Below are 21,343 nucleotides of genomic sequence, written 5' to 3'. Positions count from 1 at the left end.
ATCCCCAGCGTTCATGTCTTCCGTCCCTCCAGGTCCCATTCCTCTGCACACCGTCGTCGGCGCACGGGCGCAGGCGGACCGGCTCGCCGCGCAACAATTCCACCTCGTGCTGCTGGATACCGAGCGCGCGGGCACTGTCTACCCGCTCTCCGGTGAGGTGCTCCGCATCGGCAAGGCCCCCGAGAACGACGTCGTCATCGACCACCCCACCGTCAGCCGCAACCACCTGGTCGTCCGCCGCCAGGGAGACCGGTTCCTCGTCCAGGATCTCGACTCCACCAACGGCACCTTCCTCGACGGTGCCCAGGTGCGCGAGGCCTACCTGCGTCCCGGTGCCCTGCTCGAAGTGGGCGATGTGCGCCTGCGCTTCAGCCCCCAGGTCGCCCCCGTCCAGATCGATCCGTCCGCCGAGGACCGCCTGGGAGACCTCGTGGGCCGCAGCGTGCCCATGCGGCAGATCTTCGCCCTGCTGCAGCGCATCTCGTCCACGGACTCCACCATCCTCCTGGTGGGCGAGACAGGCGTGGGCAAGGGTGCCGCCGCCAAGGCCATCCACAAGCTGTCTCCCCGGGCCACGGGCCCCCTCGTCGTCTTCGACTGCGCCTCCGTCTCGGACTCCCTCATCGAGAGCGAGCTGTTCGGCCACGAGAAGGGCGCCTTCACCGGCGCGGTGAGCCAGCGCATCGGCTGCCTGGAGCGCGCCCACGGCGGCACCCTCTTCCTGGACGAGATCGACGACCTGGCGCTGGACCTGCAACCCAAGCTGCTGCGCGCCATCGAGGATCGCGAGTTCCGCCGGCTGGGCGCCTCGAGCCCCGTGTCCTTCGACGCCCGCATCGTCGTGGCCAGCAAGAAGGACCTGTGGGCCGAGACGCAGGCCGGCCGCTTCCGCGAGGACCTGTACTTCCGCCTCTCCGTCTTCACCGTGAGCCTGCCCCCGCTGAGAGACCGCAAGGAGGACATCCCCCTGCTGGTGGACGCCTTCGCGGGCGAGGGGCTCTGGACCCGGCTGCCGGAGAAGCTGCGCGAGCAGTTCCTGGGGCACACCTGGCCGGGCAACGTGCGCGAACTGCGCAACGCCCTGGAGCGCGCCCGGCACATGGCGGACATCCCCGAGCTGGCCGGGGAAGGGCTGCTGCGCGAGTTCACCCGCGAGACCCCCGCCACCGAGGGAGACTCGCTGCCGGTGGAGTTCACCGGCCCATTCAAGGCCTGCAAGGACGAGCTCATCCGCGCCTTCGAGCGCGAGTACCTCACGCGCCTGCTGGGACGCACGAAAGGCAACATTGCGCGCGCCGCGCGCGAGGCCGAGCTGGACCGCAAGCACCTGTATTCCCTTCTGCACAAGTACGGGCTGGTGCAGAGTGAGGGGGACTGACCCGCTGTCCCTTGGAGGGGTATCCCCCATATGAAGCGTGCTTCCCGTCTGCTGGTGGTGCTGTGCCTGGCCTTTTTCTCGGTGCATGCCTCCGGGTGTTTCGGCAAGTTCACCCTCACCCGGGCAATCTGGGACTTCAACAAGAACGTCTCGCCCAACAAGTTCATCCAGTGGTTGGTGTTCCTCGTGCTGGTCATCGTCCCCGTGTACGAGATCGGCTCGCTGGTGGACGCGCTCGTCATCAACAGCATCGAGTTCTGGACCGGCCAGAACCCCGTCTCCAGCACGGATTCGCCGGACGGCAACACGCGCGTGGTGCGGCTGAACTCCGAGGACACGCTGCGCCTGTCGCGCGACCCCGAGTCCGGCGTCATGAAGATGGAGCTGGAGCGCGCGGGCAAGCCGCCAGTGGTGCGCTACTTCGAGCCGCTCGATGACGGCATGGCGGTGCGTGACGACGCCGGCGCGATGCTCATCCAGGCGCGCGAGCAGGCGGACGGCGCGGTGGCGGTGACGGACGCCGCAGGCAACACCATGGCCCTGCACTCGGCCGAGGCGGTGGCCCAGGCGCGGCAGCTGTTCCTCAGCGAGGGCGCCGAGGGACTCGCGCAGTTCGCCCACAACCAGGTCTCGCCGCTCTCGCAGGGGCTGGCCCAGGTCTGCACCGCTGAGCAGTAGCCCCGCCGCGAGCCGATGGACGCACGGCCGCACATCGTCTGCGATCCCAATCCGTTCTGCTATGGGTCCATCTCGGCGCTGCGGGCCGTGGCGCGCGAACTGCCGGAGGCCAGGTTCACAGTCCTGGCCACGGGTCCCACGCGTGAGCAGTGCGATCCGGCCACCTTCTCCCAGGTGCTCGCCTGTGATGTGAAGGCACCAGAGTCGGTGGCCCGGCATGCTCCGGTGCTGGCGAGCGCCGACCTCTACCTCGCCATCTCCAACAACACGAACATCCCCCTGGCGCTCGAGCTGGGCCTGCCCGTGGTCTTCATCGACATCCTCTTCTGGATGAAGCGGCGGCTCACCCCGGCCATGCGCCATGCGCGGAGCTACATCATCGAGAACTTCCCCGGCGTCTCCGAGACCGTGAGGAGGTACGAGCCGGAGATGGTTCGCCCTCGGGTGGTGGGGCCCCTCATCGCGCCCCCGTCCCTGCGCGAGCGAGCGGTGCGCTCCCCTCGGCTCCTGGTGAACTATGGCGGCGCCCAGTCTCCCGACATCCTCCCGGGAAGGAACACCTGCTATCCCTCCTCGATGACCCGGCTGATCCGGGAGCTGCTCCCCAAGGCAGGCTGGGCTCCAGCGGCCGTCATCATCGCCGCGGGCGCACAGGCTGTCTCGAGCATCCACGAGCACGGGGCGGAGGGAGGGCTCCGCGTCGAGACCTTTCCCCAGGAGCAGTACCTGGACCTGCTGGCGGGCGCGAGCCAGTTCCTCACGGCTCCGGGCCTGAATGCTCCCTTCGAGGGCTTCTCCCAGGGCGTGCCCACCAGCTTCCTGCCGCCACAGAACCTGACCCAGGTCTTCCAACTGGAGGTGTACCAGGAGCATGGCCTGGCGCCGCGAGGCCTGAACCTCACGGAGCTCTATCCCGACGTGCCCATCTCCTCGCAGGCCCCCGAGTCAGAGGGGACAGCACGAGTGTTGGAACTCGTCTCCCGCTTCGACGCGGACCCTTCGGCCAGGAGCCTCGTCAGTGAACGGGTGATCGCTCAGCTTCGCCGTGAGCCCTCGGAGCTGAAGCGGCACGTGGAGGCACAGCGGTCCTTCCTGGAGCTGCTCGGTCCGCCCGGTGGCGCCGAGGCTGCCGCGGAGATCCGGCGCGTGATGGCCGACCTTCCTTCCAGGAAGGAGCGACGGGCATGAAGGGCTCGGAGCTCTCGGTCGTCATCCCGACGCGACACCGCCCGGAGCTGCTTCAGCGAGCTCTGGCCAGCGTGGAGGCGCAGACGCGCCACCCGGACGAGGTGCTCGTCATCGACGATGGAGACGAGCCTCTGGAACTCTCTCTGAGAGAAGGAATCTCCCGGGTGCGGAACGAGGCGCCTCATGGTGCCGCGCGTGCCCGGAATCGAGGCGCATCCGTAGCACGCGGGCAGTACCTCGCCTTTCTCGACGACGATGACACGTGGCACCCGGACTATCTGGCCGAGGCAGAGCAGTTGGCGCTCACGGGCGGCCTGGAGCTGGTGCTGACCGCCTTCCTGAAAGTGAAGGAGGGTCCGCACGCAGGCCAGCAGGAGATCATCCCCGAGAAGATCCCACCCGAGCGCCTTCAGCCCGAGGACTTCCTGGTCCGCAATCCAGGCATCCGCGGCTCCAACCTGTTCATCTCCCGAATCACTTTCATGCGCGTGGGCGGCTTCGATCCGGCACTGCCCTCCTTCCATGACATGGATCTCGGCTACCGGCTGGCCTGCCTCGCGGACTTGAAGTACGGGCGCAACGTGCAGCCTCGGGTGCACTTCCACGTCCATCCGGGACTGCGACTGTCCACGGCCGGTTCGCCCACCAACCTGGAGGGACTGCGCGCCTTCCTCGCCAAACACGCGACGGCCATGGGGCCCGCGCGAGTGGATGCCTTCAAGACCCGCGCACGTCAGCTCTTCGGAGTGGACCCTTGAAGCGCCTCCTCTGGTTGATCGGCCCCCCTGCCGCGGGCAAGAGCACCTGGGCGGCGAAACGGCTGGAGCAGCCCGATCCCCCTCGAGTGTTGGAACTCTCGCACCTGCTCCAGCCCTTGATGGATCCCTCACGGCAGCGCAAGGGAATGATGCAGGCGCGAAGTCTGCTCATGAACGCCATCCGGCGGGTGGAGTTGGACCCAGCCAATGATGACCTTCCCCCGCTGCTGGTCATCTCCGCCATCCTTCGAGAGGAGGATCTGTTCCCTCTCCACACGGGTGAGGAGGTGCTCCTCCTGCTCCCTTCATTGGAGCAATGGGAGCGCCAGTTCATCCAGCGTCCGAAAGGACATGCTCCGGGCAGCCGCTCCATGAGCATGGAAGAGGCTCGTGGGTGGTATGATCGGTATAGTGATTGGAAGAACCGGGGGTTGCCCATGACGTGGCTGCCCGGGGGGTAAAGCTTGCCATGGACTCGGGAGAGAGGGCACTCGCGCAGCGCTACCACCCGCTCGTGACAGCGCCCATGCGTTCGCGCCACACGGCATCGCCCCTGCCGATGACGCGAGAGACCCTGGCGGAACTGCTCGCTTTCGACACGAGTCCCGGGAGCCCCGCCCACCCCGCTTGCATCCAATGGCTGTGCGAACGCCTCGAAGCGATTGGCTTTACCTGCAAGGTCCATCAACCGCTTCCTCACGCGCCAGCCGTCATCGAAGCCCATCGGTCCTCGCGAGGACTGGCGGGACATGTCGTGCTCTACAACCACTACGATGTGACGCTCCTGCGCCACGGGGAACTCGGCTGGACCAGTCCGCCGCATGTGCTGACGGAGGAGCAAGGACGCTGGTCCGGGCATGGCGTGGGTGACAACAAGGGCCCTCTGGCCGCGCGCCTCGTGGCGCTGGCATCCTTCGAGCGCACTCCCGCCCTTACCTGGTTCATCCAGGGCGAGGAAGAGACGGGCTCCGTGGCGTCGTCCCTGGTGCTGAGGGAGCGGCTTGCCGGACTCCAGCCGGAACTCTGGTTGGAGGAGACCGGCTACCACGATGCCGAGGATGGCACGCTGCGGCTCATCGCGCGCACCCTCGGGCCAGAGGCCGGCATGAGCAAGCCACCGGACGCGTCCATGCATGAGCTGCTCCAGGCGCTGCGCCTGCTCGCGGGGCGGTGGGGCGTGGGAACCCGGCTGGAGGTGCGTGGGCTGAACAAGGCGGCCGTCGACGGCGGATGCCCCTTCAACAGGAACCTGCCCGTGGGGGCGCGATACCTCGCGCTGGGTGTGAATGATTCCCGCTCGCGCATCCACGGGACGAACGAGTCCGTGCCTCTGTGGACCTTTCCCCTGCATGCCGAGGAGTTGCAGGTGGTGTTCCACTGGGTGGATCGGGTGGCTCGCGGCCAGACATGAACCTGCCCCGGCTCGATAACGCGACGGTGGATGCATACCTCGCGCGCCTGCACCTGTCGGCCATCTCCGTCGACCTGAATGGGCTGGCCTGCCTGCAACGGGCTCACCTCCGCGCGCTGCCGTTCCACAACCTCTCGCTCCTGGCCAGCGAAGGGAACGCTCCCGAACTCCCGCCTATCGAGGCCTCGGTGGAGGGCAACATCGCAGGCGTGGGAGGCGGTCCTCTCCAACTCACGCCTCCCTTTGTGTCACTGCTGCAAGCACTGGGCTTTGAGTCGTGGCTCGCCGCAGCCCGCATGGGTGAGCCGGGGGACCATTGCGTCGGCATCGTCCAGTTGCCTGAAGGACGGTTCCTGGTGGACGTCGGCAGTGGCCTGCCACTCCTGGAACCTCTTCCCCTCCAGGGAGGCCCGCTGACCTTCACCCATCAGGGGCAATCCTTCCGCTTCGAACAGGATGAGCCCGAAAGGTACCGGCTGCTCCGCCTACTCCCTGGAGGACGCGTGGCGACCGTATACCGCGTCGATCCAGCGCCTCGCGCATACGCCACCTTCGAGCGCCTCCTCCGCACGCAGCTTGACCGAAGCGGCGAGAGGCTGACTCGGGTCCACGCCGTCCGGATGACAGAATGGGCCCTGGCTGTGCTCCAAGACGGTCAGTACCGGCGATTCGGAGGCGGGCTCACGAGCACTCGCCCCGTGACGGATTGGCAGCCGATGGCGGAGCTGCTGCGCATCACCTTCGGGCTGCCCGAGAACCTGATCGAGAAGGCCAGGGGGGCGCTCCTGAGAGGCGGCCTGAACGCTCGACAGGAAGCCCGTCCACTCCAGCAGAGGCTCCGCTTCCTCCTGTCCCTGGCAGTCACCGGCCGGGCCGAGAGTGCCAGCGCGCTGCTCCACTCCCTGGACACGTTGCTTGAACGAAGCTCTCGCCCGCGCGACTCGATGGGGCTCCTGCTTCTCGACAACAGCGGCCCTCAGCCAGACGGCAGTTCTCTGGACGCCGTCCTCGCGCAGGCACGGCGGATGGGAATTCGAGCCGTTCGAGTGAGCTCACATGACACACTCGATCGCCTCACCCCCTTCCAACGCCTGAGCCTGCTCCCCTCTGAGCTCTCGATTCCCGTTCCCATCGGGGCGTCCCGCACACTGCAGACTGCGCTCCTGCATGAGCACCTCCGGACGGGCTGCCTCGACCTGCCTCACCCGGGCGACGGAGGAGCCCCTGTCGTCATCTGGATGCTGGACGACGATCTGACGTTCCAGCGGCTCTGCGAGATGCCCGAGGGACTGCGGACGACGCACGGAGAAGATCTCTTCGCCAGGGCTGAGCAGCTCTGGAGCGAGCATCCGGAGGTCTCCGTCGCGCTCGGGACCTTCACGGGAGAGCCGCCCATCCCCGGCTATGCCACCCTCCAGGTCCAGCTCCATGATCTGGCCGGAAATCTCTCGGCCATGGTGGAACTCCCTCCTGACGCGCCCTGGCGCCCAGGCACAGCTCCGCGAGAGCTGAGGGACTACTACTACGACCATGCCCAGGGCTCGGCAGAGCACCTTCACGCGGTGTTCCCCTGGTGGCCTCCCTCCCCTGTTCCCTGGAAAGGCCGCGAGGCATTCCGCTCCCTCTGCGCGGCCTTCTCGCAGGTGCCACATGGGCATCAAGTCACCCGGCCGCTGACCTACCGTCCCCTCGAGACACTGGCACCCAGCCGCGCTCGCGGAGGCAATGCCTTGTTCCTCGATCTGGATGCACTCGTGGCGGCTCCCTACCCGGTGATGCGCGGAGCGGACGGCATCATGACCCGTCGCGCCGATACACTCTGGGCGCACCTCTTCGCACGAGATCCGCTGCTCCACCTCGTTCAGGCAGATCTCGATCTGCTCCACGGCCGCCAGCCCGGAGACGGCAGTTCGCCTCTCGCGGAGAGCAAGGTGGATCTCCCCTCGCTGCGCCGCTTCGTGGAAGGACAGGAGCGAGGAGTGGTGCTCGCGAGACTCCTGGAGCGAGGCGGCTCCCTGGAACCTCTCGACGCCGAGCAACAGATCGCCGTGCGGCGTGGACTGCTCGCCCGAAGCCAGAGCGGCGTGCGCCTCGAACTGGCGGCGGCACGGAGCCTGCTGTCGCGCCCCGAAGCCTGGTGGTGGCACGAGCCGGAGGACGCTGCGAGCGCGCGAAACTGCCTTGCCTCGCTGGAACAGGTGGAGGAACTGGTCGGTGCCCTCTCCGCATTGGAGGCACCTGCTCTCCCCGAGCAACTCTCCCGCTTCGGACGGCACGTGGCGGAGACACTGCCCGCCTGGAGGGCCGCATGGGCCTGAGCTTTCTCGTGACAGGCGGTTACTTCGACGATTCTGGCGAGGGCGTCATCTGGCACGTCGACCTGGAGCGAGAGCGCGCGGAGCCCTTCATCCGTTGGTTCCCGCCTGCGCATCTCCGAGTGCCACGCAAGGGGTTCGCGGGTGGATGCAGGGCGAATGACGGCACCGTGTACGTCGCCGCTCACTGCGCGATCGTCCGTATCGACGCCGTCAGCGCCACGGTGACGGGAGCGCTGCATCAGCCGAGCTTCAATGATCTCCACCACGTCGCGGTCTCGGAGGACCGCCTGTACATCGCGAACACGGGCCTCGGCTCCGTGGACATTCACGAGCTGACAGGGCGCTTCATCGGTTCGCAGACCGTGCTGCCCGCCTGGGCCAACCGCCAGCGGATGAACGGCGAGGACCCTCCCCAGTGGGATGCCGTGCTCGCCCCCGGTTGGGATGGCGCGGAGCCCACTCCCTGGCAGAGCGGACCGGAGGAGGACGGCTACCACGACCTCGGCCAGCGTCGGGGAGACAGCCCCTTTGCCCGGCTGAAGGTACCGGATCACCTCCACCTCGACCATGTCTGCATCACCCCGCTCCAGACGCTGGTGACGTGCCTCTACGACGGCACGGTGCGAGACCTCCGAACGTTCGAGACCCTGCTCAGGCTGGAGGGCAGCCATCCCCATGACGGCTTCATCGCAGCCGGTTCCTTCTGGACCACGAGCATCGATGGCCTCGTTCGCGCGACCCCCCTGAACGATGGCCGTGTCACAGACAAGGCCGAGGTGCGGCGGAGTGTCTTCGACACAGGCCACGCGGGCTGGTGCCGAGGGCTGTGGACGGATGGGAAGCGGCTGGTGGTGGGATTGACGGAGGTCCGTCGGGGCCGCATGCCTCGCCATCGCTGGGCCGATCGGGAGCCGGAAGGAACCGAGACCTCTCTCCTGCTGCTGGATCTCTCGGATGGGAGGCTGCTCGCGCGGGTGGATCTCTCCGATCACGAGCGGCACTCCAAACTCTACAGCCTCCTCCTGCTGGAGGAGGCCTCACGACCACGGAGCCACAGGTGATGCGTCGCAGGCAAATCGCTGTCGTGGGGGGTGCATCCGAAAGCGAGCAGACGCTGAAGCTCGCCGAGGAAGTCGGCCAGTTGCTCGTCGATCACGGTCACCGCGTCGTCACGGGAGGACTCGACGGCGTCATGGCCGCCGCGGCCCGCGGAGCCAAGAGCTCGAAGCGGGCCGGTGATGGAGACACCATCGGCGTGCTCCCCATGTTGGACGCCAGCGCCGCGAACCCGTGGGTGGACATCGTCGTGCCCACGGGGATGAACTTCGCGCGGAACGTCGTACTCGTCGCCATGGCGGACGCCCTGATCGCGATCGGCGGCGGAGCAGGCACCCTGTCCGAGATCGCCCTCGCCTGGCAGCACCGGGTCCCCGTCGTGGCGCTCGATGTCGGCAGTGGTTGGAGCACCCAGCTGGGAGGACAGTTCCTCGATCACCGAGGTGAGCACCCCATCGCCAGGGCCTCGTCCGCTGCGGAGGCCATGGAACAACTCGAGGTGATCCTCGCCTCGGCTCCCGCCCGGAACCCAGGCTTCCTGGCGAGGGCTGCCCGGTGACTCGCGTGTGCATGCTGCACCGGGTGCTCCCCAACCAGCCCACGGCCTTTGGCCGGCCCTCGTGCTACCGGCTGCGCGGAACGTCCCTGACGCCCGCCGAGTTCGAGCGGCTCCTGGACTCCGAGCCGGTGCGCTCACTCGAGGACGTGGTCGAGGCCGTCATGGAGGGAGCACCGCCCCCACCGGGGCAGGTGCTGACCTTCGACGATGGCTACTGCGAGTGGATCCACCATGTGGTGCCAGCGCTCGAGGCCCGGCGTGTCTTCGCGACCTTCCTGGTGTGTCCGGCATTCGTCCAGGAACGGGCGGCACAGCCCCATCCGGTCGACCTGTTCTACTGGCTGCTCGACCACGCGAGGCGCCCACGCTTCGAGCTCCGGCTTTCGGATGGCACCCTGACGCACGGTTCGCTCGAGACCGATGCGGGAAAGCTCGCGCTCATCACGGGAGACCTCAAGCGCCGGATTGCCCACGGTCCTCCCGGAGAGCAGAGAGAGTTCCTCCGATTGCTGGCCCATGCACTGGATGTAGAGCCTCCCGCGGATCTGGTGCGGACGCTCTACCCGACGGAGGCAGAGCTCCGAGCATTGGCTTCGGTCGGACACCGGCTCGGCGCTCATGGGACGAGCCACCGGCACCTCACGAAGATGGAAGCACGGGAAGCCGCCTCCGAGATCTCCGCCTCGCTGAGCTGGATTGCCCGGCTGTCCGACGCGCGCCCAGCACCCTTTGCCTATCCGGACGGAGACTTCGACTCAGCCACCGAACAGCAGGTCCAGGCAGCGGGAGCCACCTGCGCGCTCACCTGCATCCCAGGAACCGTCACGCGCGAGGCTCCCCTCTTCCGGCTGCCCCGAGAGTTCATCACGCCTTCCCATCCCGGAGTCCTGTGACATGCACGTATGGGTGACAGGCGGCGCGGGATTCATCGGCTCCCATGTCGTGGAGGCCCTGCTGGGGGACGGCCACTCGGTGATCGTCCTCGACGACTTGTCGATGGGCCGGACCGCCAATCTCCCCTCCCGTGAACCCCGGCTGGAAGTGCTCATCGGCTCGGTGCTGACTCCCGAGCTGTGCGCCCATGCCGCTCGCCACGCCGATGCGATCGTGCACCTGGCGGCGCGCAACTCGGTCCCGCGCTCACTGGCCGAGCCTCGGGCGGTCATCGACGTCAACGTGGTGGGGATGCTCAACGTGCTGGAGGCTGCACGCGGCGCGGGAGTGTCCCGCGTCATCTACGCGAGCAGCAGCTCCGTCTACGGAGCCAACCCGAGGCTCCCCATGCGCGAGGAGCATCCGGTCGCGGCATGCAGCCCCTATGCGGCGACGAAGGTCGCCATGGAGCAGCTCGCACAAGCCTGGACCCGGAGCTATGGCCTGCAGACGATCGGGCTGCGCTTCTTCAACGTGTTCGGCCCCCGGCAGCGGCCCCAGTCGCCCTACGCGGCGGTCATCCCCCGGTTCGTCGAGGCATGCCTCCGAGGAGGCGACGCCATCATCTATGGAGATGGCGGGCAGACACGAGACTTCACCTACGTGGACAATGTCGTCACCGCGAGCCTGCGCGCGCTCGGGGCGAGCGAGTCCTGCTCGGGCAATGTCTACAACATCGCCATGGGCGGACGGATCAGCGTGCGCGAGGTCTACGCGGCCATCGCCCGAGCCACCCGGTGCGATCGCCTCCCGAAGCACGAGCCACGACGTGCCGGAGAGATCCCTCACAGTCAGGCCGATGCATCGGCCGCCGCGAGGGACCTGAGCTGGCAGGGCCACTGTCCCTTCGAACAAGGGCTCACACGCACCGTGCACTGGTACACGGAGCGTGACGAAGCCTGGTGGACCACGGGTTGAGCCAGACGCTCAGTCCTTCGCGCGGAGGTACTGGACGGGCCACTGCACATCCACGCCCAGTTTGCGCGCGGCGCGCAGCGGCCAGTACGGATCTCTCAGCAACTCCCGGGCGAGCACCACCAGGTCCGCCTGCCCGGTCCGCAGGATGTGCTCGGCCTGGTAGGCGGATCGGATGAACCCCACCGTCGCCGTGGGCACGCCCGCCTCGCGCCGGACCCGCTCCGCCAGGGGCGTCTGATAGCCCGGGCCCGCGGCGATCTTGATCCCCGGAGCGATGCCGCCCGAGGAGCAATCGATGACATCCGCGCCGTCCTGCACCAGCAGCCGAGCCAGGGCCACCGAGTCCTCCGGCGTCCAGCCGCCCTCGGCCCAGTCGGTGGCGGAGATGCGCACGAAGAGAGGCAGTTCCTGAGACCAGCGGCCGCGCACCGCGCGCACCACCTCGCGCACCAGGCGCACCCGTCCCTCGAACGAGCCCCCATACCCATCGTTGCGACGGTTCGTCAGCGGAGACAGGAACTCGTGCAGCAGGTAGCCGTGCGCGGCGTGGATCTCCAACACCCGGAACCCCGCCGCCAGCGCGCGAGCCGTGGAGTCGACAAAGGCCTTCACCACCCGAGCGATACCGGCCTCATCGAGCGCCTCGGGCTCCGGATCTCCCGGATTGAACGGCTGGGGGCTCGGGGCCACGGTCTTCCACCCCACCTGGCCTGGAGGAATCGCCCGCCCTCCCTCCCAGGGGCGCGCGGTCGAGGCCTTGCGCCCGGCATGCGCCAGCTGGATTCCCGGCACGGCCCCGTGCTCCGTGATGAAGCGCGTGATGCGGGCCAGGGGCGCAACGTGCTCGTCCTTCCACAGGCCCAGATCCTGCGGAGAGATGCGGCCTTCGGGCACCACCGCGGTGGCCTCGAAGAGGATGAGCCCCGCCCCACCCACCGCTCGGCTGCCCAGGTGGACGAAGTGCCAGTCCCCCGCGAAGCCGTCCTCGCTGGAGTACTGACACATGGGAGAAACGACGATCCGATTGCGCAGTGTCACGCCCCGCAGGGCATGCGGGGTGAATAGCAGAGAGCTCATAGGCTCCCTCGGCTATCACAGAGGCCCCCCGAAGGGTGCTCGGCTCACGTGGGCTGGTTGGCGGGAAACAGCTCGATGGGCAGCACCGCGGGTCCTCGCATCGCGAGTGCCTTGCTCCAAACCACCTGCTCCGACTCTCCGCCGAGCCCTGCACATTGGGGCAGCAGCACCTCGAGCGCCACCCGCGCCTCGAGCCGCGCCAGGGGCGCCCCCAGGCAGAAGTGAATGCCGTGCCCGAACGCCAACAGACTGTATCCGTCCCGCTCCGGGTCGAACCGCTCCCCGTCCGTCACGTGCTGCTCGTCCCTCAGCGCCGAGGCCACCACGGGCATCACCAGCGCGCCCGCCGGGATGCGCACGCCCGCCAGCTCCACCTCCTGGGTCGCCACCCTCAGCGGCCCCTGCACCGGAGGCTCGTAGCGCAGCACCTCCTCGACGAAGCGAGGCACCCGCCCGGTGTCGGCCCGCAGCCAGGAGAACACCTCGGGGCGCTCGCGCAACAGCCGCATGGCGCTGCCCAGGAGAACCACCGTCGTCTCCATCCCCGCCACCAGCAGCAGGAAGAGGAAGCTGAGCAATTCCTCCTGCGTGAGCGCCTCGCCCTCCACCCGCGCCTGGACCAGCGCGCTCACCGTGTCCTCCCGCGGCTGGTGGCGCCGGGCGTCGATGACCTCCTCCAGGTAGGCCCTCAGCTCCTCCACGGAGGTGCGCACCTGCTCCTGGCGCGCGGTGTCCTGCGGCGACACGGAGCTCATGGCCGCCACCACCTCCGCCCAGCGCTTCACCCGCTTGAAGAGGAAGGTGTCCAGCCCCAGCAGCTGGCCGATGACGCTGGAGGCCAGCGGCATGCAGAACTCCTGGATGAAGTCCACCTGCCGCCGCTCGAGAAGGTTCGTCACCAGCGGCTCCACCACCGAGCGGACAAAGGGCTCCAGCCCCGCCAGCGCCGCCGGGGTGAACGCCTGCTGCACCAACCCGCGCAGCCGCCCGTGCCGGGGAGGATCCGCGAAGGACATGCCGGAGGCGAGAGGATGGGCTCGCCCCAGCCAGCCCACCTCCAGCGCTCGGGACAGGGCCGAGGATGAGAAGAGCTCGGGGTGCTTGAGCGCGAAGGTAACCTCTTCGTGACGGGTGAGCAGCCACATCCCTCGCGGGTCCACCTGGCACACGGGGGCTTCCTGCCGCAGCCGCGCGTAGAGCGGATACGGGTTGGCCCGCACCTCGGGATCCAGCAGATTTGGCCGCTCACCCATGTGACGCCTCCCTGCTCTGAGCTCTGTGCGCCTACGGCAGTGGCTCGGGGCCGAAGCCCGCATCCACCGCGGTGGACGAGAACTTCCCCTCCAGGCTGCGGCCGGCGCCGTATTCCTCGCCCCGCTGGAAGGAGAGCGAGAAGTTGCCTCGCGTGGGCTGGTCGACACCGCCGCCCTCGTCCAGCTGCAAGTCGCCCTTGTCCACGGGAGCGAAGACGCGGGCGGGCTCGCCGGCCGCCAGGTGCACCACCGTGGCACGCGCCACCCCGGAAGGCGTGGTGCCCCCCAGGTTCACCTTCGCCCCGGGCTTCAGATCGACGCCCTCGGTGGCCACCGAGAGGCGCGCCACCAGGTCCACGTCGAGGCCGTTGTTGCGGTAGTAGCTCACCTGGAGCGCCTCCGCGTTGCGCAGCACCTCCACGCGCGACACCTCCAACGAGAAGAGCTCCTCCACGCTGCCCGACAGGGAGTTGGCGCCGCCGCACCCCAGCAGCACCCACCCCACCAGCAGCGCGGAGAACCTCCACACGCTCGACATGCTCAACATCTGGCCCTCCCGCCTCATTTCTCCACCGCGAGCATCAGCACGCCGTTGGAGGGCAGACGGTAGGCGATGACGCGCTGGCTCGAGGACAGGTACCCCATCTTCGGGTACACGCCGCCGTTGGCGTCCACCAACTGCTCGCGCCAGTTACCCTCGATGCGGGTGGTGACGCGCAGCTCGTCATCATTCGCGGGGCAGCTGCTCTCGTTGGCGCCCGGCGAGTTCGAGCAGATGTAGAAGGCGATGGACGGATCATGCGTCTTCGGATCGATGGCCAGCGACGGGTACCAGCCGCCCGAGCCCGACTGGTAGACAGGGTCCGGCGTGGTCCAGTCCCCCTTCCCGGTGCACTGGGTCCCTGTGTTGCCCTTGCAGGAGATGAACATGAGCTTGCTTTCCAAGCGATCCAGCACGGCGATGCCGTAGCCCAGCGTCGCATCCCACGCCAGCGATGCGCCCTTCTGCGTGTTGGGCACCGTCTGCACCGGGAACGGAGGGGATGTCCACGTGCCGTCCGCCTTGCGGCGCTGGAAGAGCACGTTGGAGCCGGTGCCGTCCGGGCTGTTGAAGATCTGATCGTGCACCAGCGCGGGCTGCCCACCGGCCCCCACCACCATGGAGATATGGCCTCCGTAGGCCTGCTTGTCGTCGCCTCCCGCGACCAGCACGCGGTGTGTCCAGCTTCCGATGTTGCCCTCGGCGACTTCGAGATCGCTCGCGTTCCAGTCCTGCTGGGGGAACTGGCCGTTGTGGCAGTCGCGGTAGGTCACCACGGCCTTCGAGCCATCGAAGACGATGGCGGGGTTGATGCCCACCAGGTAGCCCTGGTTGCTCGGCCCACTGGTCGAGACGGCCTCGTTGCTGCTCCTGACGGCGATCTCCTCCGTCCACTGGTTGGCGCCCGAGCGGAAGGACACGGCCATGTCGCTCTGGTGCCAGAAGACGGTGTCGTCATTGTCTCCACCGAGGTACGCCACCGCGGGCTTCCCGGCCGAGTCGAACGCGAGCGACAGCCCGTAGACGAGCTGCACCGTGGCGACCGTCTCGGGCTGAGAAACCTGGCCGTCGACCACCTGGAGGTAGCGGATCTCGTAGTTCTTGTCGCTGACGCGGAAGAAGTAGGCCACGCCGACCACGTCGTTGGGCCCCACGGCGAGCGCCAGCGGCAACTGGTCGTTGGGCGTGGACTCGAGCGTGAGGCGCGTGAAGTTGGAATTGTCGTTCGGATCCGGGATGTCGGTGCCCCCATCGGGTTTCGGGTCACCACCGTCATCTCCCTTGCAAGCTGCAAGGGCGAGCATCAGGCACAGTGCCAGGCCATGGCGTCTCATAACGTCTCCTTCGGTGTTCGGCCCTGAGGCGCCCATCCTATGCCAGCCTCGGGCCGTGGGGGCGGTCGAGCAGGCATCGACTCCGTTTTGCAAGGAGCGGCGCTCGCTCTAGGCTGGGGCCCTATGGCTCGTAAGCGTTCCTCCGGGCGGCTCACCCGGCGATCCTTCATCCAGCGGTTGACCTTCTTCGGCGGTGGGGTGGTGCTGCTCGGCTCCACGGCCTGCAAGCGCCCCGCGGAGGAGACTCCCAAGGCAGAGAAGACGGCGGAGGCGCCCTCGGTGGGAGATTCCCCACATGGCACCTTCACCGGACTGGAATTCTCCACCATGGCCGCCGCGAGTGAGCGCATCGTCCCTCGAGATGAGGATCCCGGCGCCAAGGACGCGAATGTGCCGGCCTACATCGACCGGATCCTGCAGACGCCGGAGATGAAGCAGATGAAGACGGACTTCCTCCAGGGGCTGGCGGCGCTGGAGCGACGTGCGCGGAGCATGTTCAAGAAGGGGTTCGCGGAGGCCACGCCCGAACAGCAGGACGAGCTGCTGACCATCTTCAAGGACAGCGGAGAGGGCTCGGGCGAGGCGCACTTCTACGAGCTGCTGGTGGTGCTGACGCTGGAGGGCTTCCTCGGGGATCCGTCCTATGGAGGCAACAAGGGTCGGGTGGGCTGGCACCTGGTGGGCTTCGACACGGTGGGCACGGTGGCCATGGCACCGCCCGAGGGCTACGACGGGCCCAAGTGCCTGCGTGAGTGCGGAGACCACCGATGACGAAGGCTCCGGTGGATGTGTGCATCATCGGCAGCGGCGCGGGCGGAGCGCCGATGGCGCTGGAGCTGGGCCGTGCGGGTTTCAAGGTGGTGGTGCTGGAAAAAGGAGCGCACTACCACCCGAAGGACTTCGTCCACGACGAGATCCTCAACAGCCGCCGCAACTTCTTCATGCCGTTGCCGTGGGAGGAGCCACACCTGTGGCGCAAGGGTCCCACCGCGCGCTACGAGCGCTCCAACTCCGCGTGGACGGCCAACTGCGTGGGTGGCGGCACGGTGCACATGAGCGGGTACTTCTACCGGCTCAAGCCGGTGGACTTCCGGCTGCGCTCCACCTTGGGAGACGTGAAGGGCGCCAACCTGGCGGACTGGCCCATCTCCTATGAGGAGTTCGCACCGTTCTATGACAAGGCCGAGGCGGAGCTGGGCGTGTCCGGTGAGGCGCGGCCCCATCCGTTCGCCGAGCCTCGCAGCGGTCCCTATCCGCTGCCTCCTCTGGACGTGCACCCGATTGCGAATGAGATCGATCGGGTGTGCGGAGAGATGAAGTGGCACTCGCTGAGCACCGCGCGGGGCATCATCAGCAAGCCGTACAAGGGGCGCTCGGCGTGCGTGTACTGCGCGTTGTGTGGCAGCTACGGCTGCGAGATGGGCGCCAAGAGCGGCACCAACGCCAACGTCATCCCGGCGGCGCTGGCCACGGGCAACGTGGAGCTGCGCCCCAAGTGCATGGCGCGCTCGGTGGAGGTGGACAAGGAGGGGCGGGCCAAGAGCGTCATCTACCTGGACGCGGAGGGCGTGGAGCAGGAGCAGCCGGCGAAGATCATCGTCGTGTCATGCACCTCGGTGGAGAGCGCGCGGCTGTTGCTGAACTCCACCTCCTCGCGCTTCCCGAAGGGGCTTGCGAACGGCAGCGGGCTGGTGGGGAAGAACCTCATGTTCAGCTCGTTCGGCGAGGCACGAGCCACCTTCCGGCTCTCGAAGCAGAAGGCGGCGCGGCCCTGGCTGGCGGAGCCGGCTCCGTTCGTGAACCGGAGCCTTCAAGACTTCTACGTGATGCCGGACGACCGCTTCGGCTTCCGCAAGGGCGGGACGCTGGGCTTCATGTGGACGCACCCGAATCCGATCTTCGCGGCTGTGGGGATGGCGGGCTCGGGCAAGGACGGCGTGTTCGGCAAGGCGCTGAAGGACAAGATGCGGGCGTACCGGGACTCGCGCATCCTGCAGTTCGAGGTGTACGGCGAGTTCCTCGCGACGCCGGGCACATACGTGACGGTGGAGCCGAACGTGAAGGACAAGTACGGCATCCCGGTGGCGGCCATCACGGTGGATCGGCATCCCATGGACTTCGCGGCCACGCGATTCCTGGTGGAGCGCGGCGAAGAGGTGCTGGCGCGGCTGGATCCGGATGAGATGCAGCGAGTGGGCATCGCCGGCGAGACGACGATCCTCCAGCACGGCACGTGCCGTTTCGGGAGCGATCCGGCCACTTCGGTGCTGGACAAGGACTGCCGTGCGCACGAGGTGCCCAACCTCTACGTGGTGGACGGCAGCTTCATGCCGAGCGCGGGCAGCGTGCCCTCCACGCTGACCATCGCCGCGAATAGTTTCCGAGTGGCATCCAACCTCGTGCGCAAGCTGAAGAAGGGCTGAGCGCGCGCCTCATGAATGAGCTGAGTGAACAAGAGCTCGTCCAGCTTGTCCGCCATTACTATCCCACCGGTTCCTTCAAGTCCTCTGACGGGTTCACTCAGGAAGCGCCTCCCTACGCAAGGACGCCCGAGCACCAGCGCTGGATGGCTGCGTGGGAGCGCGCCATGGCGTGGCCGAAGTGGGACTCGCTGCTCGAGGAACTGGACCCTGCGCTCGATGGAGTGGGAGACATCACCCAGCCCTACATGGCTGCCTGCCGTCGCTGCTCCAAGTCCCTAAGGCACGTCCTGCCGAACGGCACACCCCATGTCACTCGCGTGGTGGCGGCCGTGAGCGTCCTGGCTCCGCTCTACGTCACGTACACCGTCACCGAGACCGTGGAGCCTCAGACGGGTTCCATCTCGCAGCGGATCTCCTTCACGCCCGCTCCCGAGGTGGAACTCCACGCCAGGACACTGGCTCGGGGCATCGAGCGCACTCTGGAGTACCGGCCCTTCCCTCTTCGTCTGAGCAACGTCGTTGTCCCTGACGTCTTCGTTCCTCACGCCGAAGGAGCACAGGCCACACTGCTGTCTGCCCTCTTCGATTCGCAGTTACTCAACCTGCCATGAAATCCGGAGGCTCGATGCTTCGCCCACAGGTACTGCTGGGCCTCACTCTGGCGCTCCTCTGGGCGGGATGCAGCCACGGGCCTCCTCCCATCAACCCCGTGACAGGGCGCATCACGCCTAAGCACTTTCGGTTCACGACAACAGTCAAGCCCCCCCGCAAGCAAGAGGAGCCCGGGGGATGGCGCGCTGTCTGCATCCATGCCCAGGTCTCCCAAGGGGATTCTGGCGCTACGACCGTATGCAAGTTCGAGGTCGGCGTGCCGATCAGGACCAGCATTCAGGGAGAAGTGTCCCTCGAGGATGCGCGGGAAGCCTCGGCCGATATGGCCAATCGCGCGGCCTTTCAGGTGCTGTCCACGGCACACCCAGGGTCGATGCTCTCGGAGCTATGCAGCCGCTTCAAAGAAACCTACGAACTCATGCTGAAGGAGAAACTCAAGGGCTCCCGTGTCGGTGAGTGCCGCAGCCTGGGCATCGAAACCGTGCCCTTTGGCGTCGTGCTCAACCCCGCGCCTGCGCACTGATCCTCATGAGAACACCGTGATGGCGCGGCGCCAACCAAGGTCAATGCCCGGAGAACGCCCCTCCATGCGCCCGCAGTGCCATACGCGCTCTCATGCATCAACGGGCGGAGAGGAAACGGCAATGCCAGAAGTTTACGAGCGCTGCACCGATGCGGGGAATGAACCCGGTTTCCGCTACGGGGCGACTCACTGCCAATCCTGCTACGACGAGTGCTGGAAGACGGGCCTCTGGCCCACCGACATTGACGGGCAGCAGTGCCCGGGTGGCCCGCAGTGACTCGCTCCCGGAAAGCGTGGTGGGACGGTATCGCGCAGGAAAGGGATGCTCTCGTTCTCCTGCTGAACTACGCGGAAGCGCCCTTTGATGTGGTCGCGCGCGCTCACAAGGACTTTGAGCGCAAGTGCCTACGGGGTGCGCGAACTCCTGCCGAGCAGCTACACATCCAGCGGCTCTCGACCAAGGACATACTGGTTGAAGCCTACGCCGACGCCCGGCCCTGGAAGGACTTTGGCCCGCACTTGCTGCGCATGAAGCGGCTCGGATTCCCGGACACCCGCACCCATGTCTTGATTGCTTGTCTCTATGTCCAGGCTCTCGCCCTGTTTCCGGAGCATGCGCGGGATGCTTTCGCGCTCCTGGCCGGCGCAGAGCGCCGAGTGCGGCGGATACCAACAACGAGCCGTGGCCGTGAGCAGTTGCTAGACGGAATCACCGACGCGCGACGCGCGGCGGAGATGCAAGGGATCCGCCCGCCGCAAGCTGGGCGCGGCTAGTCCGCGGCCTTTCAGCGATTGCTGGCAGATGCCCGAAGGGATCTGGCCCAGCCTCGACCCGCACCACCCCCCACTTCGATAAAGGACGTGGAATGAACTTCCGAACTTGCAGCGCATTCCGCCAAGCCGTTGCTATTGCCGTCGTCGTAGCTGGGTGCGCCACCTCTCAAGAGGCGCCTGAGACCTACGCTTGGGCCCCTGTGCGCCCACCCGCCGTGCCCGGCACGGGCCTCCCAACCTCCGGGCAGCCAGGGCAGGTTCACCCCGAGCCCCTGCCGCGCAGCCCGCACAAGCGCGTGTTGCCGCCCACCCGGGAGCCGGGCCTTTGGGCCGGAGACGCTCCTCGGGCCTCGCAGGAACCGGAGGCGAACCCCACACCGGACAGGCCCAGAGCGAACAGGAGGGACCCGCCTGCCCCAGTGACGACGGAGCACCGCCGTTCCGAGTGCGAACCCATCCCAGTGCCTCACGCTGGCGAGGATGATCCGCATGACGAGTGCGCTGACAAGTTTCCGCCGAACCGCTATCCCGGAATGGACGTGCGCGTGGGCGGTGTGCGCTTTGATGCGCTGCAAGTCGGCGTGCGCGTGCTGTGGGAGATCAAGACCCATCGATTTGACACATACAATGCCTTCATCCGGCGGATGACGATCCGGGAGCAGGTGCCGTTGCTGAAGGAAGAGCGGGACATCGCGGAGGCATGTGGCTATGGATTCGTCGTTGGGGTGAGCACCCAAGAGCACATGGACGCGTTGCTCGAACAGGAGCCCACCCTCAATATCGTCGTTACGGGGTGCAAGCGATGACCCAGCATAGAACCCTCATCCATATCGTCTTCGCGCCTACGCTTGTGAGCGACGACGGTCGCACGCTCGCAGTCGTCCACGGAATCGAACAGGCGCTCTCAGGTGTGCACTTGGAATGGAAGCTGTCAGCGGCGGGGCGGCTCATCGCGTTGCCGCAACGCGATGGGTGGCTCGCTGAGGCGGCGGGGCGCGGGGAGTTCCCACTGCTGTGCAACGGCGACGAGAGTTACCCGGTGACGGTTTATGGGTTGCGGACATCTGGGCGCCAAGCGCCGGGCGGCCAGCCGTTGCTCGATGTCCATGCAGAGCTACCGCTAGATGCGGCCAGCATCGCGGCGGCGGCGGATATGCTGGAAGGCGTGGCGGAAGGCGCACGCGCGTTCTGGGGGCGCGTGTTGCCGAACGGAGTGGCGCCGGAGGTGGCGAAACAGTTTCGCCACTCGATGGATCAGCCGCATGTTCCGCCCCGGGGGCTCCCAGCGCTCAACCTTCCCAAGCACCTCCGCTCGCCTGAGATCCCCCATTATCTCGGGTGGCTGAACTATTGGTCGGCAGCCACCGCACAGACCCTCGGATTCCCGGACCCTGTTCGCGATGCAGAGATCCTCTCTCGGGCGCGACGCACTGCGACGGGTGGGTGGGTCGTTCGGCTCACGGAGACGCCGCTCGATCTCGACACCCCCTCCCACCTGGAGGCGCTCTTGCGCGCCTATGAGCGCTTCCCGGAGATTGGCGGGCGCGTGCCCCCGCGCTGAGGCACCGTGCCGGATAGGAAAGCGTGGGCCTTATCTCACGCCCCACAG

Annotated in this window: 22 protein-coding genes; 18 read left to right on the top strand and 4 right to left on the bottom strand. The window is 67.4% G+C overall.

Annotated features, from left to right (window positions below):
* Positions 1–13 precede the first annotated feature (13 nt).
* From KY501_RS43635 to KY501_RS43585, 11 genes are read left to right on the top strand one after another with little or no spacing between them, the layout of a single operon-like run.
* Positions 14–1,378 (top strand): sigma 54-interacting transcriptional regulator, encoded by a 1,365-nt coding sequence (locus KY501_RS43635; protein WP_224370320.1) that lies wholly within the window; start codon positions 14–16, stop codon positions 1,376–1,378.
* A gap of 30 nt (positions 1,379–1,408) precedes the next feature.
* The gene (locus KY501_RS43630; RefSeq protein WP_224370318.1) at positions 1,409–2,056 is read left to right on the top strand and encodes a DUF3332 domain-containing protein; all 648 of its coding nucleotides are present in this window, start codon (positions 1,409–1,411) and stop codon (positions 2,054–2,056) included.
* A 15-nt stretch (positions 2,057–2,071) separates the two neighbouring features.
* Positions 2,072–3,244 (top strand): hypothetical protein, encoded by a 1,173-nt coding sequence (locus tag KY501_RS43625; protein ID WP_224370316.1) that lies wholly within the window; start codon positions 2,072–2,074, stop codon positions 3,242–3,244.
* The gene (locus KY501_RS43620) at positions 3,241–4,002 is read left to right on the top strand and encodes a glycosyltransferase family 2 protein (protein ID WP_224370314.1); all 762 of its coding nucleotides are present in this window, start codon (positions 3,241–3,243) and stop codon (positions 4,000–4,002) included. Before KY501_RS43625 ends, KY501_RS43620 begins: the two co-directional genes overlap by 4 nt.
* Positions 3,999–4,463, top strand: a complete 465-nt coding sequence (locus KY501_RS43615; protein WP_224370312.1) for an ATP-binding protein — start codon at positions 3,999–4,001, stop codon at positions 4,461–4,463. Before KY501_RS43620 ends, KY501_RS43615 begins: the two co-directional genes overlap by 4 nt.
* Positions 4,464–4,471: 8 nt before the next feature.
* Positions 4,472–5,413: a M20/M25/M40 family metallo-hydrolase gene (locus KY501_RS43610; RefSeq protein ID WP_224370310.1), complete on the top strand. Its 942-nt coding sequence runs from the start codon at positions 4,472–4,474 to the stop codon at positions 5,411–5,413.
* Positions 5,410–7,731, top strand: coding sequence for an arylamine N-acetyltransferase (locus KY501_RS43605; RefSeq protein WP_224370308.1), 2,322 nt, complete (start codon positions 5,410–5,412; stop codon positions 7,729–7,731). The genes KY501_RS43610 and KY501_RS43605 overlap by 4 nt, the downstream gene beginning before the upstream one ends.
* A complete protein-coding gene (locus KY501_RS43600; RefSeq protein WP_224370306.1) occupies positions 7,722–8,792 on the top strand; it encodes a YncE family protein in 1,071 nt (356 codons plus the stop codon). The genes KY501_RS43605 and KY501_RS43600 overlap by 10 nt, the downstream gene beginning before the upstream one ends.
* A complete protein-coding gene (locus tag KY501_RS43595) occupies positions 8,792–9,346 on the top strand; it encodes a TIGR00725 family protein (protein WP_224370304.1) in 555 nt (184 codons plus the stop codon). Before KY501_RS43600 ends, KY501_RS43595 begins: the two co-directional genes overlap by 1 nt.
* The gene (locus tag KY501_RS43590) at positions 9,343–10,239 is read left to right on the top strand and encodes a polysaccharide deacetylase family protein (protein WP_224370302.1); all 897 of its coding nucleotides are present in this window, start codon (positions 9,343–9,345) and stop codon (positions 10,237–10,239) included. The genes KY501_RS43595 and KY501_RS43590 overlap by 4 nt, the downstream gene beginning before the upstream one ends.
* Before the next feature lies 1 nt (position 10,240).
* Positions 10,241–11,197 (top strand): NAD-dependent epimerase/dehydratase family protein, encoded by a 957-nt coding sequence (locus KY501_RS43585; RefSeq protein ID WP_224370300.1) that lies wholly within the window; start codon positions 10,241–10,243, stop codon positions 11,195–11,197.
* Between the two features lie 9 nt (positions 11,198–11,206).
* On the opposite strand, the gene KY501_RS43580 is transcribed toward KY501_RS43585, so the two are convergent.
* The 4 genes from KY501_RS43580 to KY501_RS43565 are packed head-to-tail and all read right to left on the bottom strand — an operon-like array spanning position 11,207 to position 15,402.
* Positions 11,207–12,274 carry an NADH:flavin oxidoreductase/NADH oxidase gene (locus KY501_RS43580; protein ID WP_224370298.1) on the bottom strand — a complete coding sequence of 356 codons (1,068 nt, stop codon included), beginning with the start codon at positions 12,272–12,274 and terminating at the stop codon, positions 11,207–11,209.
* Positions 12,275–12,318: 44 nt separating this feature from the next.
* The gene (locus tag KY501_RS43575) at positions 12,319–13,527 is read right to left on the bottom strand and encodes a cytochrome P450 (protein ID WP_224370296.1); all 1,209 of its coding nucleotides are present in this window, start codon (positions 13,525–13,527) and stop codon (positions 12,319–12,321) included.
* Positions 13,528–13,558: 31 nt separating this feature from the next.
* Positions 13,559–14,074, bottom strand: coding sequence for a hypothetical protein (locus KY501_RS43570; RefSeq protein WP_224370294.1), 516 nt, complete (start codon positions 14,072–14,074; stop codon positions 13,559–13,561).
* A 14-nt stretch (positions 14,075–14,088) separates the two neighbouring features.
* Positions 14,089–15,402, bottom strand: a complete 1,314-nt coding sequence (locus tag KY501_RS43565) for a hypothetical protein (protein WP_224370292.1) — start codon at positions 15,400–15,402, stop codon at positions 14,089–14,091.
* Between the two features lie 123 nt (positions 15,403–15,525).
* Between KY501_RS43565 and KY501_RS43560 the strand changes: the two genes are divergently transcribed.
* The 7 genes from KY501_RS43560 (at position 15,526) to KY501_RS43530 (ending at position 21,295) form a co-directional block, all read left to right on the top strand.
* Complete coding sequence (locus KY501_RS43560) at positions 15,526–16,173, top strand: gluconate 2-dehydrogenase subunit 3 family protein (RefSeq protein WP_224370290.1); 648 nt, start codon at positions 15,526–15,528, stop codon at positions 16,171–16,173.
* Entirely contained in the window at positions 16,170–17,825 is a 1,656-nt protein-coding gene (locus KY501_RS43555) for a GMC family oxidoreductase (RefSeq protein WP_224370288.1), read from the top strand. The genes KY501_RS43560 and KY501_RS43555 overlap by 4 nt, the downstream gene beginning before the upstream one ends.
* Before the next feature lie 164 nt (positions 17,826–17,989).
* Positions 17,990–18,436 (top strand): hypothetical protein, encoded by a 447-nt coding sequence (locus KY501_RS43550; protein ID WP_224370286.1) that lies wholly within the window; start codon positions 17,990–17,992, stop codon positions 18,434–18,436.
* Between the two features lie 257 nt (positions 18,437–18,693).
* Complete coding sequence (locus tag KY501_RS43545) at positions 18,694–18,960, top strand: hypothetical protein (RefSeq protein WP_224370284.1); 267 nt, start codon at positions 18,694–18,696, stop codon at positions 18,958–18,960.
* A 273-nt stretch (positions 18,961–19,233) separates the two neighbouring features.
* On the top strand, positions 19,234–19,734 hold the full coding sequence (locus KY501_RS43540; RefSeq protein WP_224370282.1) for a hypothetical protein: 501 nt from the start codon (positions 19,234–19,236) through the stop codon (positions 19,732–19,734).
* Between the two features lie 461 nt (positions 19,735–20,195).
* Positions 20,196–20,540 carry a DUF6310 domain-containing protein gene (locus KY501_RS54450; protein ID WP_373691714.1) on the top strand — a complete coding sequence of 115 codons (345 nt, stop codon included), beginning with the start codon at positions 20,196–20,198 and terminating at the stop codon, positions 20,538–20,540.
* Positions 20,537–21,295 (top strand): DUF5953 family protein, encoded by a 759-nt coding sequence (locus tag KY501_RS43530; protein WP_224370278.1) that lies wholly within the window; start codon positions 20,537–20,539, stop codon positions 21,293–21,295. Before KY501_RS54450 ends, KY501_RS43530 begins: the two co-directional genes overlap by 4 nt.
* Positions 21,296–21,343 lie beyond the last annotated feature (48 nt).

Source organism: Hyalangium versicolor (genome assembly GCF_020103695.1).
Taxonomy (GTDB): domain Bacteria; phylum Myxococcota; class Myxococcia; order Myxococcales; family Myxococcaceae; genus Hyalangium; species Hyalangium versicolor.
The sequence above is the reverse complement of the archived record's forward strand: the minus strand, read 5'-3'. Positions and strand labels throughout refer to the sequence as shown.